This window comes from Sporosarcina sp. GW1-11, assembly GCF_033088395.1.
Taxonomy (GTDB): Bacteria; Bacillota; Bacilli; order Bacillales_A; family Planococcaceae; genus Sporosarcina.
This window is the reverse complement of the sequence record NZ_JAPMIW010000005.1, coordinates 76833-93454: the sequence shown is the minus strand read 5'-3', so window position 1 is coordinate 93454 and position 16622 is coordinate 76833. Positions and strand designations below refer to the sequence as shown.

At 40.3% G+C, this 16622-nt stretch carries 17 protein-coding genes and 1 riboswitch; of the genes, 2 read left to right on the top strand and 15 right to left on the bottom strand.

The features are described 5' to 3' along the window. Positions 1–36 precede the first annotated feature (36 nt). From rpsA to ORD22_RS05180, 12 genes are all read right to left on the bottom strand, one after another. Positions 37–1188, bottom strand: a complete 1152-nt coding sequence (rpsA, locus tag ORD22_RS05235; protein WP_317644869.1) for a 30S ribosomal protein S1 — start codon at positions 1186–1188, stop codon at positions 37–39. Positions 1189–1268: 80 nt separating this feature from the next. Continuing rightward, positions 1269–1853 (bottom strand): lysophospholipid acyltransferase family protein, encoded by a 585-nt coding sequence (locus ORD22_RS05230; RefSeq protein ID WP_317644868.1) that lies wholly within the window; start codon positions 1851–1853, stop codon positions 1269–1271. Next, positions 1850–2527 carry a (d)CMP kinase gene (gene cmk / locus ORD22_RS05225; RefSeq protein ID WP_317644866.1) on the bottom strand — a complete coding sequence of 226 codons (678 nt, stop codon included), beginning with the start codon at positions 2525–2527 and terminating at the stop codon, positions 1850–1852. The genes ORD22_RS05230 and cmk overlap by 4 nt, the downstream gene beginning before the upstream one ends. A 74-nt stretch (positions 2528–2601) precedes the next feature. Beyond that, positions 2602–3243 (bottom strand): flagellar brake protein, encoded by a 642-nt coding sequence (locus tag ORD22_RS05220; protein ID WP_317644865.1) that lies wholly within the window; start codon positions 3241–3243, stop codon positions 2602–2604. Between the two features lie 91 nt (positions 3244–3334). After that, positions 3335–4618 (bottom strand): PepSY1/2 domain-containing protein, encoded by a 1284-nt coding sequence (locus tag ORD22_RS05215; RefSeq protein WP_317644864.1) that lies wholly within the window; start codon positions 4616–4618, stop codon positions 3335–3337. A gap of 20 nt (positions 4619–4638) precedes the next feature. Beyond that, positions 4639–5424: a spore cortex-lytic enzyme gene (gene sleB / locus ORD22_RS05210; protein ID WP_317644863.1), complete on the bottom strand. Its 786-nt coding sequence runs from the start codon at positions 5422–5424 to the stop codon at positions 4639–4641. 205 nt (positions 5425–5629) lie between these two features. Then, a complete protein-coding gene (prsW, locus tag ORD22_RS05205) occupies positions 5630–6322 on the bottom strand; it encodes a glutamic-type intramembrane protease PrsW (protein ID WP_317644862.1) in 693 nt (230 codons plus the stop codon). Between the two features lie 83 nt (positions 6323–6405). Further along, positions 6406–7368 (bottom strand): YpdA family putative bacillithiol disulfide reductase, encoded by a 963-nt coding sequence (locus tag ORD22_RS05200; protein WP_317644861.1) that lies wholly within the window; start codon positions 7366–7368, stop codon positions 6406–6408. A gap of 27 nt (positions 7369–7395) precedes the next feature. Further along, entirely contained in the window at positions 7396–8151 is a 756-nt protein-coding gene (locus ORD22_RS05195) for a metallophosphoesterase (RefSeq protein WP_317644860.1), read from the bottom strand. Positions 8152–8327: 176 nt separating this feature from the next. Continuing rightward, entirely contained in the window at positions 8328–8531 is a 204-nt protein-coding gene (locus ORD22_RS05190; protein WP_317644858.1) for a hypothetical protein, read from the bottom strand. A gap of 149 nt (positions 8532–8680) precedes the next feature. Further along, positions 8681–10117, bottom strand: a complete 1437-nt coding sequence (locus ORD22_RS05185) for a RecQ family ATP-dependent DNA helicase (RefSeq protein WP_317644856.1) — start codon at positions 10115–10117, stop codon at positions 8681–8683. Then, the gene (locus ORD22_RS05180; protein WP_317644855.1) at positions 10117–11151 is read right to left on the bottom strand and encodes a YpbB family protein; all 1035 of its coding nucleotides are present in this window, start codon (positions 11149–11151) and stop codon (positions 10117–10119) included. Before ORD22_RS05180 ends, ORD22_RS05185 begins: the two co-directional genes overlap by 1 nt. Before the next feature lie 117 nt (positions 11152–11268). On the opposite strand from ORD22_RS05180, the gene ORD22_RS05175 reads away from it, so the two are divergent. Beyond that, positions 11269–11523: a ferredoxin gene (locus ORD22_RS05175; RefSeq protein ID WP_317644854.1), complete on the top strand. Its 255-nt coding sequence runs from the start codon at positions 11269–11271 to the stop codon at positions 11521–11523. A gap of 165 nt (positions 11524–11688) precedes the next feature. Beyond that, entirely contained in the window at positions 11689–13689 is a 2001-nt protein-coding gene (locus ORD22_RS05170; protein WP_317644853.1) for an acyltransferase family protein, read from the top strand. A gap of 214 nt (positions 13690–13903) precedes the next feature. Here the strand turns inward: ORD22_RS05170 and ORD22_RS05165 are convergent, their stop codons facing one another. The 3 genes from ORD22_RS05165 to ORD22_RS05155 form a co-directional block, all read right to left on the bottom strand. Continuing rightward, on the bottom strand, positions 13904–14485 hold the full coding sequence (locus tag ORD22_RS05165; protein WP_317644850.1) for an ECF transporter S component: 582 nt from the start codon (positions 14483–14485) through the stop codon (positions 13904–13906). 190 nt (positions 14486–14675) lie between these two features. Further along, positions 14676–14810, bottom strand: a riboswitch (FMN riboswitch). A 72-nt stretch (positions 14811–14882) separates the two neighbouring features. Then, positions 14883–16094, bottom strand: a complete 1212-nt coding sequence (locus tag ORD22_RS05160) for a GerMN domain-containing protein (RefSeq protein WP_317644849.1) — start codon at positions 16092–16094, stop codon at positions 14883–14885. Then, entirely contained in the window at positions 16091–16609 is a 519-nt protein-coding gene (locus tag ORD22_RS05155; RefSeq protein WP_317644848.1) for a sigma-70 family RNA polymerase sigma factor, read from the bottom strand. Before ORD22_RS05155 ends, ORD22_RS05160 begins: the two co-directional genes overlap by 4 nt. Positions 16610–16622: the final 13 nt, after the last annotated feature.

Genomic DNA, 16622 nt, shown 5'->3' with positions numbered 1-16622 from the left:
TTCTATAAGTTGTTGTTAGTTGATCACAATCAAGGATTATTCTTTGAATTTCTTCAGCTGATCACCGATTACATCGCCAAATGAGAAGCCCGTTGTTTCTTCAGGCAGCTCATAGCTGAAGTTCTCTTCACCGCGTGCATCTGCTGGTTTTTCAAGAAGATCTTTGATACTAAGTGAAATACGTTTCTCTTGCGGATTAACGTCTAACACCTTTACTTGCACAGTCTGACCTTCTGATAATACTTCTTGTGGTGTACCGATATGCTCGTGAGCAATACGAGAAATGTGTACTAGTCCTTCCACGCCTGGGAATATTTCAACGAATGCACCGTAAGCGACTAAACGCTTCACTGTTCCGTCTAAAACAGAACCAACTGGCGCATTAGCTTCGATGTTCTCCCATGGTCCAGGCAAAGTATCTTTGATCGATAACGATACGCGCTCTGCATCACGGTCAACCGACAATACTTTTACTTGAATTTCATCGCCTTCTTTTAAGACATCAGAAACGTTTTCGATATGTTCATGAGCGATTTGTGAAATGTGAACTAATCCATCTACGCCACCGATATCTACGAATGCACCGAACGAAGCGATACGTTGTACAGTACCCTTAAGGATATCGCCTTCTTGAATCGTAGAAAGTGCTTGCTCTTTTTTCTTTTCATTTTGTGCTTGAACAACTGCACGGTGTGATAAAATTAAACGATTCTTTTCTTGATCCATTTCTACAATCTTGAATGTCATCGTACGGCCTTTGTAATCATCAAAAGACTCCACAAAGTGGTCTTCAACTAGAGAAGCCGGGATAAATCCACGAACGCCTAAGTCAACAACCAATCCGCCTTTCACTACGTCTTTCACTTCTGTTTCAATAATTTCACCGTTTTCGAATTGCTCTTTTAATGAATCCCATGCATTTTCTGCATCTACTTGGCGTTTTGATAAAACATATGCATCGTCTTCTACTTTTGTAATCGCTAACTGTAATTCGTCACCGACTGAGACTGCATCGGCTGCTTTTTCAATATGCAAGCTTGAAAGTTCACTGATTGGAATCACGCCGTCAAAAGGAGCGCCTGCTATTTCAACAGTCACCGATTTCTCTTCAACCTTCGTCACTACACCTGTTACATGATCACCTTCACCATACGCTTTTACTTCTTCCATATTCATCTCTTCAGTCATATGTAGTCCTCCTCCATAATGAATCTTATCTCTATAGTATTCGAATCTACACACAAAAACAAAAAATTACTCTTATTCTTTTATTTATACTGCTCAATCAACTTGGATATCTCTGCCATAATTGCTTCTGTTACTTCTTCAGCAGAGGCTTTTCTTTCCCGGTAAGGCGCCATATCAATCGCCTCACCATAAACCACTTTTAACTGCGAAAATGCTTTGTACGGTCCAATGATTGCACATGGCACAACTTTCGCTTCGCCACCTTTTAAAGCAAAGAAACCGGCACCTGCCAATCCTTTCCCAAGTTCACCCGTTTTGCTTCTGGTACCTTCCGGGAATAAACCGACAACTTTACCGTCACGCAATAATTTAATCGTCGTGCGGAATGCTTCGCGATCACTCATCCCTCGTTTGACAGGATAGGCTTGCACTTGTGGTAAAACGGTCTTTAGAATAGGTTTCGTGAACAATTCCTCTTTCGCCATGAAATGTACCGTTCTCGGGCACGTAATGCCTACTACTGGTGGATCTAGATTATCGATATGGTTAGTGCATAACAGTACACCGCCCTCTCTCGGAAAGTTTTCCTTGCCAATTACTTTGATCCGGTAAAGCGGGTAACAAATCGTACTGATCAAAAATTTGCCTAACGGATATAAATTCATCGCGGGTACCTCTCTTCAGCATACTTTACAATACTACTAGTCACTTCTTCGATTGTTTTCCCTGTTGTATCAAGGATAATCGCATCTTCTGCTTTTTTCAGCGGAGAAATTTCGCGTTCACTATCTGCTAAATCACGTTCAGATATTTCTCTTTTCAATGTTTCATAATCTGTTGTTATGCCACGTGACTGCTCTTCAAGGAAACGTCTTTGTGCACGCTCTTCTACAGATGCAGTCATGAAAACCTTTAATTCCGCATCGGGCAAAACAGCCGTACCGATATCCCTACCATCCATAACGACAGAAGAGTGAGCTGCCAAGCCTTGCTGTTTAGCAACCAATAACTTGCGCACGGATGTAAGTGCAGCGATTGCTGAGACAGTTGACGTCACTTCGTGTGAACGGATCACATCAGTAACTTCGACTCCATCTAAAATCACTTGCTGCGCATGCTCGCTTGGATGCAATTCGATATCTGTCTTTTCTATTAGTTTTGCGATTGCTTCTTCGTCATGAAGATCCACAGCATGTTGAAGCACTTTATAAGTGATCGCTCGATACATCGCGCCTGTATCAATATACGTAAATCCTAGTTTTTTAGCTACTAATTTAGCAATCGTACTTTTACCCGCTGCCGCCGGTCCATCGATTGCGATTCTCATTCTACCAGTCATGCTAGAAACCCCTCCATTTAGCTTATATTGTACCATAAGAAAAAAAGAAAAGTCTGTTGTAGATAGACTTTTCCTTAGGAATTTCGTAACGCTAATTGTCGTTCAAAGCAATACCGAATGATGTGCTGACGATCCTTTTCATCAATCTCATCGAACTTGAATGAGCTTAACCGGCGTTTAGCTTCTTCCCAGTTTCTTACGACTGATGCTTTACAAGAAATATATTTGATTTCTTGCTTTGAGAAATGAAGAACTATCAGCAAATCCACAGATTCCTTTAACGGGAAAAATTCATGACTTTTCATGTTGACTGCTAATCCACCTGCGCTTATGTCTAGCGAAACGAGTTGGAGTGAATCGTCTTCTGATTGGACCGCCACATCAAGTGACGTATCGACGCGCACAAATTCTCTTCTTTGAATTTTGATCAATTCTTTATCGCCCGGGTATTTCAACTTTAACATAGGTATGGTTCGATTCATCCGGCTAAACACTTCTGTTCGAAATGCAAATGACATTTTATAATCGTCTACAAATGTTACAAGTAGTTGTGTGCCGTCAATAAAGAATGCTGTTTTTCCAGTTGTGATATTGATTGGATAATCTATCATGAAATGATTCTCGTCCTCTATATCCACTACTCTGGATTTGAACTTTTCAGATTCCTCTGTATAGTCCTTTTCGATCGTTAACACCGTTCCAATGGTTAGCCTCATATTTCCACCTGCCATAGTTTCTAGTATATCTATTATGTCATGTAGTGGAAACTTTTCCAATCTATTTTCGTTCGCTATCAATCCATAAGCATCATTGTTTTTCTGTTGTGATCACTTCTAGTGTATCCGTGTCAATAATAATTTTATAAGTTTCAGATCTTTCAGCATCTGAAACAACCGTTAGATAGTGCGCTAAACGTTGTTGCATTTGACGATCTTCCACATACGCGAGTTGCTCATCCATCACTTCGACATCAGGTCTGAAGAATTGTTGCCAGTCTACTTTCCTTATCGGTTGCGACGCTAATTTCTCCTTGCGAATGTATTCGGATGCATCAAGCCCAAGTACTTCACCATTATCTTTAGCCATTTTCATGTGAATAGGGTCGGAAAATACCTTTGCTCCATTTTCAGGATGCACACGAACGAAAACGTAATGCCAGGCTATATCGTTTTCTCTCGCTTCTTCCAGTACCAAATCCGTGTAATCTGCTTGTTTTAGAAATTGTTCTGCGAATTGTTCTAGTTCTTCATAACTTTTAGTAGGTTTCCCCATTCGCCGTTCGACTAAATAGGATAAAACATGCCCACCTCTTTGAGTAATATCGATATAGCCTATCGCTGAGTTTTCCGCAAAACGAAGATGATAGAACGGATAAGGTGAACCTTTCCTACTCTTATCCACAACAATCAAGTCATTCGACACATTGGGAAATAGCTGCTTAAACTTTTCTATAGCCTCTTCTTCGGCTATTTTATCTTCTTTAATACCACTTAAATTCTTCTTCTTCTGGGCATCTGATTCACTAGCCGTTAAAGGGAAGACCGTTTCTGTATATTCCATGACCGATTGACCCATCTTACTCCAATTCTCTTTTCCTTCCGGTGAATCGCGTAACTTTTTCTCCCAATGATTAATCGACAGATTACCGGTTAACATACCTTTCGTCGCCACTTTCCATTCACTTGACAGTTCAGTCAAATTATCTGCTGCTCGCTGCATTACTTCATAGTATTCATTAGGGTTTCCTTGTTCTGTAGACTCTTTGGCGTAATTCCCCAATCTGCCCAAGTAGTTCATCCAAGAGGTCGAGAAGCTTTCATCTACCGGCAACATCGCTATAGATGATTTAATGTCAGACGATAAGCGCCAAATATCTTCCCGCTCTTTGGATGAGCTCTTATTGTTTTCAAATAACAATGATTTTTTCACCGCATCTTCTAGCTCTCCTAACTTCTGTGAAGCATCTGAAATGCTATTAGCATACTGAGTATTGAGTGCTATAGACAACTGTTCATTCTCACGAGTTGTTCCCAACGTATAGATGCTCAATACGATAAATGAATACATTAGAAAAAAGACTATCTTTTTCACGTTTTGCGACCTCCTTTCAGTTAATTACAGAAAATGTGTAAACCAATCTTCTTAATTTGTGGTCTAGACCAGATCCATTTACTTGTCGCTGTGATCGGGTTGAAATAATAAATGGCGTTTTCGGAAGGGTCCCATCCGTTGATCGCATCAATAACCGCTTCTTTCGCTCGTTCATTCGGCGTTAGCCAAATCTGTCCATCTGCAACTGCTGTAAATGCACCCGGTTGGAACACGACACCGCCAATCGTGTCTGGAAAATCAGGATGCTCGACTCGGTTTAAAATTACCGCCGCAACTGCCACTTGTCCTTCATACGGTTCACCACGAGATTCTCCGTAAACGGCATTGGCGAGTAATTTAATATCTTGGTCTGTATATTTAGGTGGTGCCTGCATTTGTTTCTGCGGCTGACTGCCTTTTTTCACTTGCTCCTCTAATGGCTGTCCTCCGTAATACGTAAATTTATTCCCTTTGGCAAGTTGTCCTTGGACAAACTTTTCATCATAATCCGAAATACCTTGTAGCTTCTTTTTCGTTCTTTTACCGGCAATGCCATCTATCGGCAGGCCGTATTGCTCCTGAAATTTTCGCAACGCCCAGTACGTACCGTAGCCAAAATTCCCGTCAATCGTTCCGTTATAGAATCCGATATATTGAAGTCTTGCTTGCAATTCAATGACATCGTCTCCCTTTGCGCCTTTAGCCAAATCTCGTCCACTAAACGCTTCACTCTGACTGACAAAGAATAATCCGATTAGTACGCTTGCTACTACAATAAATAGCAAGCGCGGTATCACTCGCTTCATCAAATTCCACCTCCAAATTTCTCCGCTTTTTTCTAGTTTGTCCAACCTTCTGAAATTTATAAGAAAAAAACAAAAAAACCCGTTTAATAAAAAACGAGTTTGGTCTATATTCGTTAGAGTGGAGTGATGCGAAGGGTACCGTTTCGTTCTATGCGAACCAACTAGACTCAAGCACATTTTATTGCCCGCCTTGCACTCCGCTTCACTAGTGCGTTTTTCTGAGGTTAGTATGTGCCTTTTTCCTGAATTGTTGCACGGCAAAGGTGTGGGCGTATTTGACGCGCGTGAGGCCAAACCACCAGAGGAACAGCATGAAAGGGATCATTAAATACAACCAGTAATCGTATAAAAACAAGATTGCATTATACAGCGCATGGAGTAAAAATGGAGCTAAAAAGGCAACCCAGATCCATCTGCCTTGCTCACCAACTGGGGAAAACTTCGCCTTACCGAAATAATAACCCATAACTACACCAAATAACGCATGACTCGATACAGGCAATAGTGCACGGATAAATGCAGTATCAAGACCAAAGGATAATAAATATAAAATATTTTCGACCGTGGCGAAACCGAGCGACACACTTGCACCATATAAAATTCCGTCATAGGCATCTTCAAACTCCACTGTTTTATAAACAAGTATGAAAATGATAATCCATTTAAAGAATTCCTCTAAACTGCTTGTAAATAAAGTATTACGTAAAAACTCATTATTAAATACATGCTCTTCTTCGAAAACATGTTGGATAAACATAATCGGAAATGTCATAATCGCACCGTAAATAAATGCGTGGAACAAAGTGCGCGATGGCTCTTTTGCCATTTGCTTCCTGAGATACAAATAACTAAAAAGTGCTAAGCTCGGTGCAATCGCTACAGTTAACAATATGAACATACGCGAGCCTCCTTATTTTGTTAGTATACCATTCTCATCAGGATACGACAAAAACCGCTTGCACAGAGCAAACGGTTTTCGTTTTAGAGCGTATTCTTAATCGATTCAGCTATCATTCCACCGTGGAATCTGCCATTTTCGATAAATATTTCATTGGCGTTATTTCCGGCTGCAATAACACCTGCGATAAATAGATTTTCGACATTCGTTTCCATCGTATCTTCATTAAAGATCGGCCGACCTGATTGTTCGTCTACGTGGATACCTATCTTGCGTAAAAACGCATGATCGGGATGATAGCCAATCATCGCGAATACATAGTCGCTTGGTAGATCGAACACATGACCTTGTTGATCAACAGTTACAGCCGTTTCAGTAATTTTCGTAACATCCGCATTGAAATACATGTTGATCTCTTTGTTACGAACTAAACTATCAAAGCCTGGTAAAATCCACGGCTTGATACTTTTTGAATACGTGTCGTTACGATAGACGACTGAAACATGCGCGCCTGCACGTTGTAATTCTAACGCAGCGTCGATAGCAGAGTTTTTTCCCCCGATGACTATAATGTTTTTATTGAAATACGGATGCGCTTCTTTAAAGTAGTGATAGACATTCGGCAATTCTTCACCAACCACGTCCAAACGATTGGGTTGGTCATAATAACCAGTGGCCACAACGACGTACGTTGCTTTATATGTAGTTTTATCGGTCTGGATTACAAAATGGCCTTGCTCCTTTATCACATCTTCCACTCTCTCATGGCTATGGATGCGCAATTTCTCTAGTTGGGCTACCGTTCGATAATAGACTAAGGCATCATTGCGTTTCGGTTTATCAAGCGCTGTGATGAAAGGTGTATTACCGATCGATAATTTAATACTAGAGCTAAAAAACGTTTGATGGGTGGGGTAATTATAAATAGAATGAACAATATTGCCTTTTTCAATGACAATTACCGATAAACCAATATTTTGCAATTCAATTGCCGCTGACAAACCACATGGACCGCCACCGACAATTATTGCATCAACAGAATTCATGAAATCTACTCTCCTAACTTCTCCACTTTAGTAGTGGATTTCCACTATATGACACTCGGATTTAGCACCGAGACGCAAAGGCACCATCGTCGTACCATAGCCATTGCTAATTAACTGTGCGCCCGTTTCCGTAGTTTGAAACTTCCCTTTATCTTGCAGTCCCCATGTCCCTAAACGGATTTGTCCGCCATGTGTATGACCTGCTAGCATAAGTTTAGGCTGCAGGCGACTTGCTATTTTTCGGAATTGTGACGGGTTGTGCACAGCTAAGATGGTATGCTCACACCTCTCCGCCGAGGTAACCGCCTGATCAATATCGACTGGCCCATTTGTAGGGTCCTGTAGCCCGCATAATCCCCAAGTAGGGTGCTGGGGAATAGTAACTGTTTGATCTATCAATGTTACTCCGCCTACTTCTTCAACAATCTTCATTAATAGTTCCGTGCCTACTTCCTGATCATTATTGCCGAAAATATAATATAACGGTCCAACAGAAGCGAGCATTTGCATATTTCTTTTTACACGCTCTAACGGAACTCCTTGTTCCGCCACGTCTCCTCCAACAATGACTGCATGAATGGCAGAGTGACGTAGCTGATTAATCAATTGCTTCGGCAGCCGACGTCTATGAATATCAGATATGAAGAATACGTTTAACGTTTTAGAAGAACAATCTTTTATCGACACAGTATGCGTCATCAGTCGATTTTGATGGGCTAAAGCAAACATATACATAAGCAAGCTACAAGCCGATAGTACTACCGTTAGAAACACTCTTTTCATTAGACAACTCCCATAGAAAAAAGCAAAGTATCCACTTTGCTTTCTTAGTAGTATAAATACTTACTCATTATATCAATAGTCATGATAAATCTAAAAATTGATGCTCACTTTGTATAGACCTTTCATTCATAGGAACCACTGTCATTTCTACTTATACTTGGTCTGAAAGAAGGTAATTATAAACCCACTAATACGTAAAGTAAAAAGAGTATCGGGATTGATGTGAAAATCGCAAGAAAGATTGTAATAAGTTTCAATGGATTTGGCTGCCCATCTTTTTTCTTGCTATGGATTTCTGTCCTTGAAGGCATGTATCCTCCATTTATAGGAATCTCTCTACGATGGTTTTCAAAGTCCAATTCATACTGATTTTTACTCAATTTCAACTACTCCTTCACACCTCATAATGTTAACTACCAGTATATGAAGTTTCCTATTTCTTATTCACTCAAGTAATAGAAAGTATTCTATTCTATTTACAGTCTTATTATGCCGAATATTATCGAAAAAGTAAATATGTGCGCTGTGCTTATCCAAGCAATTGATAGAGTCTTTCTCTCCAATGCAAGACTTTTGTCGTTTTCTCTTCATTTTTATTTCTCCCCAGCCAATCTTCTTGTAGATTTCCACAGTGCGAACAGCAATCCGTACTAGCGATAGCAGGCCTTTCATCAAAATACTGTAAGAGCTGTTGACGTAAACAGCCGTCACTTTTCACATAGGATTCCATCTCTGCGATTTGCTTTTCTTTCACTTCATAAATCCGCCTGATTTGTCGAATTACTTGATGTTCATTGAATTGTTCAAAGTAGTAATCTAACAACCTCGAAGCGACTTCCGATAGTCCAGATTGTTGCGCAGCAAGATCTGCTGCAACACCTGTTTGTACGAATGAATGGTAGTGGCGAATTTGCTGCTCATCCGGAAGGTCTTCATAGACAATGAACTTTACTTTCTGAATATCTCGTTCACAATAAAGTAACGAAGCTGTCGCCTTCCTACCATCCCGCCCAGCACGTCCCACTTCTTGAATATAAGCTGAGGGGGTTGCCGGAAGATGTTCATGAATAATCTGACGGATATCGTCTTTATGGATGCCCATACCGAACGCATTCGTTGCACAAATCCACTCCAACTCGCCTTGAACGAATTGTTCCTGGATAATCGAACGTTCATCTTGCTCTTTACCTCCATGGTAGCTCGCTACACGAATACGATGCTCCCGTATGATTGCCGCTAGTTCATCCGCACGTTTTCTAGAAGCAACATAAATAATACCAGGACCGATCGTTGTAGAAAGTCGTCCAATGATCCATTCTGTCTTCTCACGCTCATTGTCTAAATGCAAGACGCGATAGGAAATCGCCGGACGATCGATTGGTTGCTGTTCGATATGCGGATTATTCAAATGTAAGTAAGAAGTGATGTCCGATATGACTTTTTCATCGGCAGTGGCTGTTAGCGCTAAAATCGGTGCTCGGTTTCCCCCTTGAAAGAGTTCTTTCAAGCGCAAATAATCCGGCCTAAAATCAAATCCCCATTCCGAAATGCAATGCGCTTCATCTACAACGAAAAAGGCGATATGTAATTGACGGATGAGTTGCTGCACATTCGGCTGCATCAACATTTCAGGAGAAAGGAAAATGAATTTATAACGATTCAATGTGCTTAACGCCAAGTCTTTCTCTTGCTTTGATAAAAAAGAATTAATCGCTACAACACGCTTTTCTTTATGTTTACGCAAATTTGCGACTTGGTCTTCCATCAAGGCGACCAATGGTGAAATTACAATGACAGCTCCTTCTATTATATAAGCAGGTAATTGATAGCATAAGGACTTCCCCATACCCGTTGGAAAAATCGCAAGGGCGTCTCTTCCGGCTACTATTTGCTCGATCACTTCCTGTTGCCCTGGTCGAAAAGATTCATAGCCGAACCGCTGCCGCAATATGTCCTGAAGTTCCATTAGCTACTCACCTGCTTTCCATGGATGACGATTAAACGCAATTGAAAATACGTTAGCTCGTCACATTGTTCTTTTAATACGCGCAAGCGTTTAGTCTGCAATCGATCTATGTGACGCCATACATCGTCCATTTGTTTCTGCGACACAAATTCTTCAAAAGGAAAGTGTTTCAAATTCGCCGCCATTTCTACAAAATGATCTTCTATCGTACTTATTTTCAAGTTGCGTAACGAAGCAATTTGCTCGATGGAGTATCCATGTTCAAATAATTTCCTAGTCCGTTCTGCAGAATGTGTCAAGTATGTGTCCACTCGACAACCGACGGCTAAGTTGTTCAATAATGGGAATTCTTCTTGTTCATGAATGAAATCCAATATAATATGTAGACTTTCTAAAAAGGTCAATTGGATGGATACGCTAGATACCTTCAATTCGTCTGCTAGTTGTTCCCACGTCAAAGCTGTTAATCCATGACCTGTTAATCTATAGGAAAAGATTGTACATTGCAGTTCGGTCAGTTGAGTTTCGAGCATCGTCCGTTCTAACTCCACACGCAGTTTTCTAGACAACTCACTAATTGGAACAGATTGATTGCGTAGGAACTCTTTGATAAATTGTTGGATTGGCAATTCTCTTTGTATCGGCATGAACATATTCGCACCCATCCTAACATTCGACAACGTTTGTACAACGAGCGCCAGTCGTTTGCTAAATTCCCGTTCTTTTCCACGGTAATCCCAGCCGTTAAAGCGCCAGCCATAATCGACGTGATTACGCTCACCATTCTCGGTTAAAAATACCAGTTGTTCTTTGATTCGTATCAAGCCATCTGATACCATACGATCGATTGCATGTTGGAATTCTACTGCAGGCAAATTCGGTAATAATGAATAAAACGATTTTAACTGATAATATTCTACATCTTGCAACGTTTGTCCTGAACGTTTCCCACGTAAAATATGATATACAGCTTGCGCTGAACGTTCACCGTGTAGGCGTTGAAACATCGTTAATAAGACAGATTCTAACGTCAATTGCACTCCCTCCTAAAGAAATAAAGTTTTATTGTTGAAATGTGATGAAAACAGCTTTAGAATAGAGTAGATACAAACGAGTTGTGTGAATAGTGAAAGGAAGAAGGGAGAAAGACAATGTCTAAAAAGTTTACGATTGTCGATCAAGATACATGCATCGCATGTGGAGCATGTGGCGCAGCTGCACCAGATATCTATGATTATGACGATGAAGGAATTGCGTTTGTTATTTTAGATGATAACATGGGAAACACTGAAGTTCCAGAAGAACTGATGGAGGACCTTGAAGACGCATTTGATGGTTGCCCTACTGATTCAATTAAAATTGCGGATGCGGCCTTCGAAGGCGATCCATTAAAATATGAAGATTGATTCATACTTAACAACACTTCCGCACGTAGGATGTGTTGTTTTTTGGTTGTCCACCGTTCATTACTAGCAAATATAGGATTTGAAACTCCCACTGCATTCTATTAGTATAGTGACAGTCTGTATTTATTTATGAGCTATATAAAATTTATGGGGTGAAGAACACGTATGACTGATTTACGCTCATCCGAAAAGAGATTTCGTCCTGAAATCGAAGGTGTACGAACCATCGCAACCCTACTCATCGCGATTTACCATATATGGTTGGGCAGAGTATCCGGAGGAATCGATGTATTATTCATCATTTCTGGTTACTTAATAACCTTATCTCTTCTTTCAAGAATTGAGAAAACAGGGTCTGTAAACTTCCCTAACTTCATCTTAGGGCTAGCTAGAAGACTATTCCCGCAAGCACTGCTTGTCATAATTGTTACTGGTGTATTGTCTTTAGTTTTTTTACCGAAGATTGAGTGGGGAGAAATCGTTGCACATATTGCAGCTTCTACATTTTATTATGAAAACTGGCGATTGGCTTTTGACTCCGTAGATTACTTGGCACTGGACAACGCAGCCAGCCCATTCCAACATTACTGGTCTCTCAGCGTACAAGGTCAGTTTTATATACTTTGGCTGCTTTTAATTACTAGTGTTTATTTTATAGCAAAAAAAGTGTTAGAGACACCGGTACGGAAAACATTACTAGTCTCACTACTTATAGTGTGCTTATCTTCATTGTCATATTCAATCTATCAAACACATGTCAATCAACCGTGGGCGTACTTTGACACATTCACTCGTATGTGGGAATTCAGTATCGGTGGTATATTCGCTTTACTTTCTCCTTATTTGCGATTCAATAAAGGCGTCAGTACCGCTATTGGCTGGATAGGACTATTGATTATTTGCCTAACAGGTGTCATATTGCCCGTATCTACTGGCTTTCCTGGCTACTTGGCTTTAGTGCCTATTAGTGGCGTGCTATTGATCTTAATTTCAGCAGAAGTTGTTACCAAATTCGGTGTCAATCGATTGTTAAGCATCAAACCCTTTACATATTTAGGTGGTCTGACGTATGGAATTTATTTATGGCATTGGCCGCTTTTAATTTTTTATCAAAGATATTTTAAAACAACAACAGTGCCTATACTAGATGGCATCATACTTTTACTTATCACATTCATATTGTCGTTTTTCTCGACTAAGCTACTCGAAAAGCCAGTCCTTAAGATAGGTAGAGGGCCTGAGAAACGCCTACTCATTGCTGTGTTAAGTTGTATGCTTTTACTAACATGCACATCGATAGTGACGATTTCAGTCTATATACAAAAGACATCAGCGAGTATGATCAATTGGAAGCAGAATGAAATAGACTATCCAGGTGCTAAAAGTATTTTTTATGACTTGGATCCACCTAAAGGTTTGGAACCTGTCCCTTCGGCATTGGCTATCAAAAACGATTTACCTAGATTTTATGAAGATACCCATTGTTTAGCGCGCGATCTTACCGAAGTAAAAATGTGTTCGTATGGCGTATTGAACAATCCAGAGTACGTCCTCGCTTTAGTCGGTGGTTCCCATTCCGGACACTGGTTCCCTGCACTTGAAATACTAGCAGAAAAACTAAATTTCCGAATCGACTTGTATAATCACGATGGTTGTCGATTCACGGATGAAGACCCCGACGGATATTTAACAAAAGCTTGTGTTGAGTGGAACGCTAATTTAATAGAAGACTTAAAAGTAAATCCACCCGATTTAGTATTTACGACAGCCACTCTGAACAAGCATGATAAAGTCCCACCCGGCTATATTAATCAGTGGAAGTATCTTGAAGGAGTCACGACGATTTTTGCCATTCGGGATAACCCGCGGATGAAAGAGAAAATTCCTCTTTGTTTAGAAAACGCCAAAGAGCCGTTAGATTGCGCAATCAATCGTTCAGAAGGCGTTTCAGATATACTTCCTTGGAAAAACACCGAAGGCATACCATCCAACGTCATCTTCGAAGACCTAACCGATTACTTCTGTGACGAAACCACTTGTTATCCCGTAATCGGCAACATTATTGTCTATCGCGATAATAACCACCTAACCGCAGAATATGCAAAAACATTAGCTACTCCTTTAAAAGAGCCGTTAGAACAGGCATTTAGTAGCTTGGATAAATAGAATGGGATAGTGGATAGTGTACCATTTCGCTACATTTCAGAAGAACTGGAACAGGGAGACCCCCGATAAGTCTTGAGACTCTAGACTTTGCATTAGCGTAGCGTTAGTGGCATATCTATGCTGTAAATCCCAGACTACTTGTCAAGTCTACTTTCTCCACCTTATATAACCACAAAAAGCAGTCCCCTCGCTACGAGGGGACTGCTTTTTACTGTTAGAACAACAACTTCTTCTGTTGCTGGAAAATCCACTTTTCCATACTCTTATATAACATTAACGAAATAGCCAACAACATGACACCTTTGATCAAGTTAAATGGCAAGATTCCTAATATAATCATTTGATACAATGCATTACCTGTTACAGGAGGCATACCTAGGAAATACGTGTACATCGGCAAAAACACTAGGTAATTCAACAAACTCATACCAACTGCCATGGCTGTTGTACCCGCGATCAAGCCTGCTACTAAACCTTTTGCTGAACGATATTTCATGTAAATCCAGTAGATTGGCATAATGAATAATATGCCTGTCACAAAGTTCGCAATCTCGCCCACTGGAACACCTGTAGGACTTCCTGATAAAAACCAGTGAATGACGTTTTTTAATAACTCTACACCAATTCCTGCAACTGGACCCATCGTCATAATTGCCATGACTGCCGGAATTTCACTAAAGTCAATTTTCAAGAATCCAGGCATAGCTGGAATTGGAAAATTGAACTGCATTAAAACTGTCGAGATACTTCCTAATATAGCTACCAAAATCAATTTGCGTAACCTTTTTCTATTCAATTGTTCCTCTCTCCTTTTGCGATTCACTTCAAAAGAGGAAAGGCTCACTCATCTAGTGCTTCGCTAAAAAATCCCTAAAGCAGCTATGCTTTAGGGAGAGTTAAATGCAATGTTAAGTACAGATAAACAAACTACATTTATCCGACCGAAAACAAGCACCATTTTTGCGTACACAAAAAGATGGCTGCACCTTCACCTTCTCCCATCCAGACTATACTGTCGGCTCTGGAATCTCACCAGAATCTGCTGTTACGCTCGCGGGCTAAAAATAGAAAACTATTTTATTTCCGCCGGTCGGGAATTACACCCTGCCCCGAAGATGAATCAATATTTAATTATATTCATATTGTAGCGCAAAAAAACTGTTTTGTAAACTACATGAGTTTACAAAACAGTTTCATTCGATAATCAAATACTTTGGATTGGCACCAATTGGCTTTTTCACAGGCTGTGTAAAATCAAAGTTCATCCAGTTCTCTTGTACTATATGACTAAACTGAACTTGTTTATCAAAACTTGCCACTGTCAATAAGATGCCTTCAATCAACTGCATTGCATCTTCTAGTTGCAACCTGTCTAAATCTAATTGTTGTGTGAATTTCACATGTACAATTCCTTGCTCTTCCGTCACGGTAAAATCAATATTTGAAGGCACAACGCTAGAATAAATATCATTCGGAGTTTCTTTCATTGCCTCAAGGGCCTCTTCTACCGTCTCATAGGACTGTCCAAAATTCGAAGAAAGAAGCTGCTCTGCGTTACTTTGTGTAAATCGATAATACGCTTGATGTTTTGCAGCTCCAGTCAGTGTAATTGGTTCGGCTACTTCACCTACTTGATCAAACTCGATAGGTGATCCATCTTCTTGAAGAAATTCAACCTCATCCATGCCGTAAAACGTCGCTTGAATAGAAAGATTCAACATTTCTAGTGTAGCACTTGCTAGATCGTACGAATGATTAGCGGGAAACTTCATGACTACTCGTTTGTTTTCGGATGAAACTTCCGCATTATATGGGTGATACGCTGTGAAGCCTAGTGTTTCCTCATCTATCTTCTTTGCATATGCGTTATATAAAGCCACAGTATCAGGTTCACTTGTCTGAAGATCACGTACTACTTGTTCTTGTGGCAATAAGAATGTAACCGGAATAATCGTCGCCTGATCAGTTGCCAGACCTATACGAAAAGGTATCTGTGTACTGTCAGCATATGCTGCGTAATGCACGTCTGTAACTCTTGAAAACATAATCTCATCGGCGCTTTCGGCACTTTCTTCATTTGCTGCATTCTCATTACCTATAGTGGAGTGGTCTTCCATCTTCACTGACTCTGTTGCTTCTTGTGAAGTCGTTTTATCCATTGCCGTTTGTTCGGTATGATTGAGGAATGTAGGCACTAAGATTGTGAGTAAAAGAACCGCCGCAACCGCTACAATAGTCGGCTTCCACTTTCCTTTGGATACTCTTTTCTTCGGTTGCCCTGCAGTTAATCTTGAATCATTTTTTAGTCTTTGAAACACTTCTTCTTTTGAGCGTCGATCCTCAATCGTAGGCATTTCACGTAACGTTTTGTCAATTTTTTCTTCATCCCACTTCTCTTTGCTCATGCCCTATCCTCCTCTCTTACCTTTTCTTGTAGTGCTTTGATTGCACGATGCTGCGTCGTTTTCACTTTGCTTTCTGTCCATTCTAATGCGTCCGCCGTTTCAGCAATCGTTAGGTCTTGGAAAAATCGCAGTAGAATGACCATTTTCTGATCACCAGTACAACTATGCAACGCTTCTAACACGACCTTTTTTTCATCATCCAACTCAATTAGCTGTTCCGGTAGACGATCTACTGCAACTAATTCTGTCGTTTCCCAATCAAAGTGAAGGTTGGTATGTTTTTTAATTGTTGCTTGTTTACGGAAGTAATCAATGGAAACATTTTTAGCAATAGCGAATAACCATGTTTTTTCCGAGCTTTTACCTTCAAAATTCCCATACGATTTAAGCACTCGAATGTATACTTCATGCATTAAATCTTCTGCAATATCTCGGTTGCGAGTGAGATAGATCAAAAAGTTAAATACATCTCGGTTATAGTCTTCATATAAACGCAGAAATACGGAATCATCCATTCAATCCCTTCTC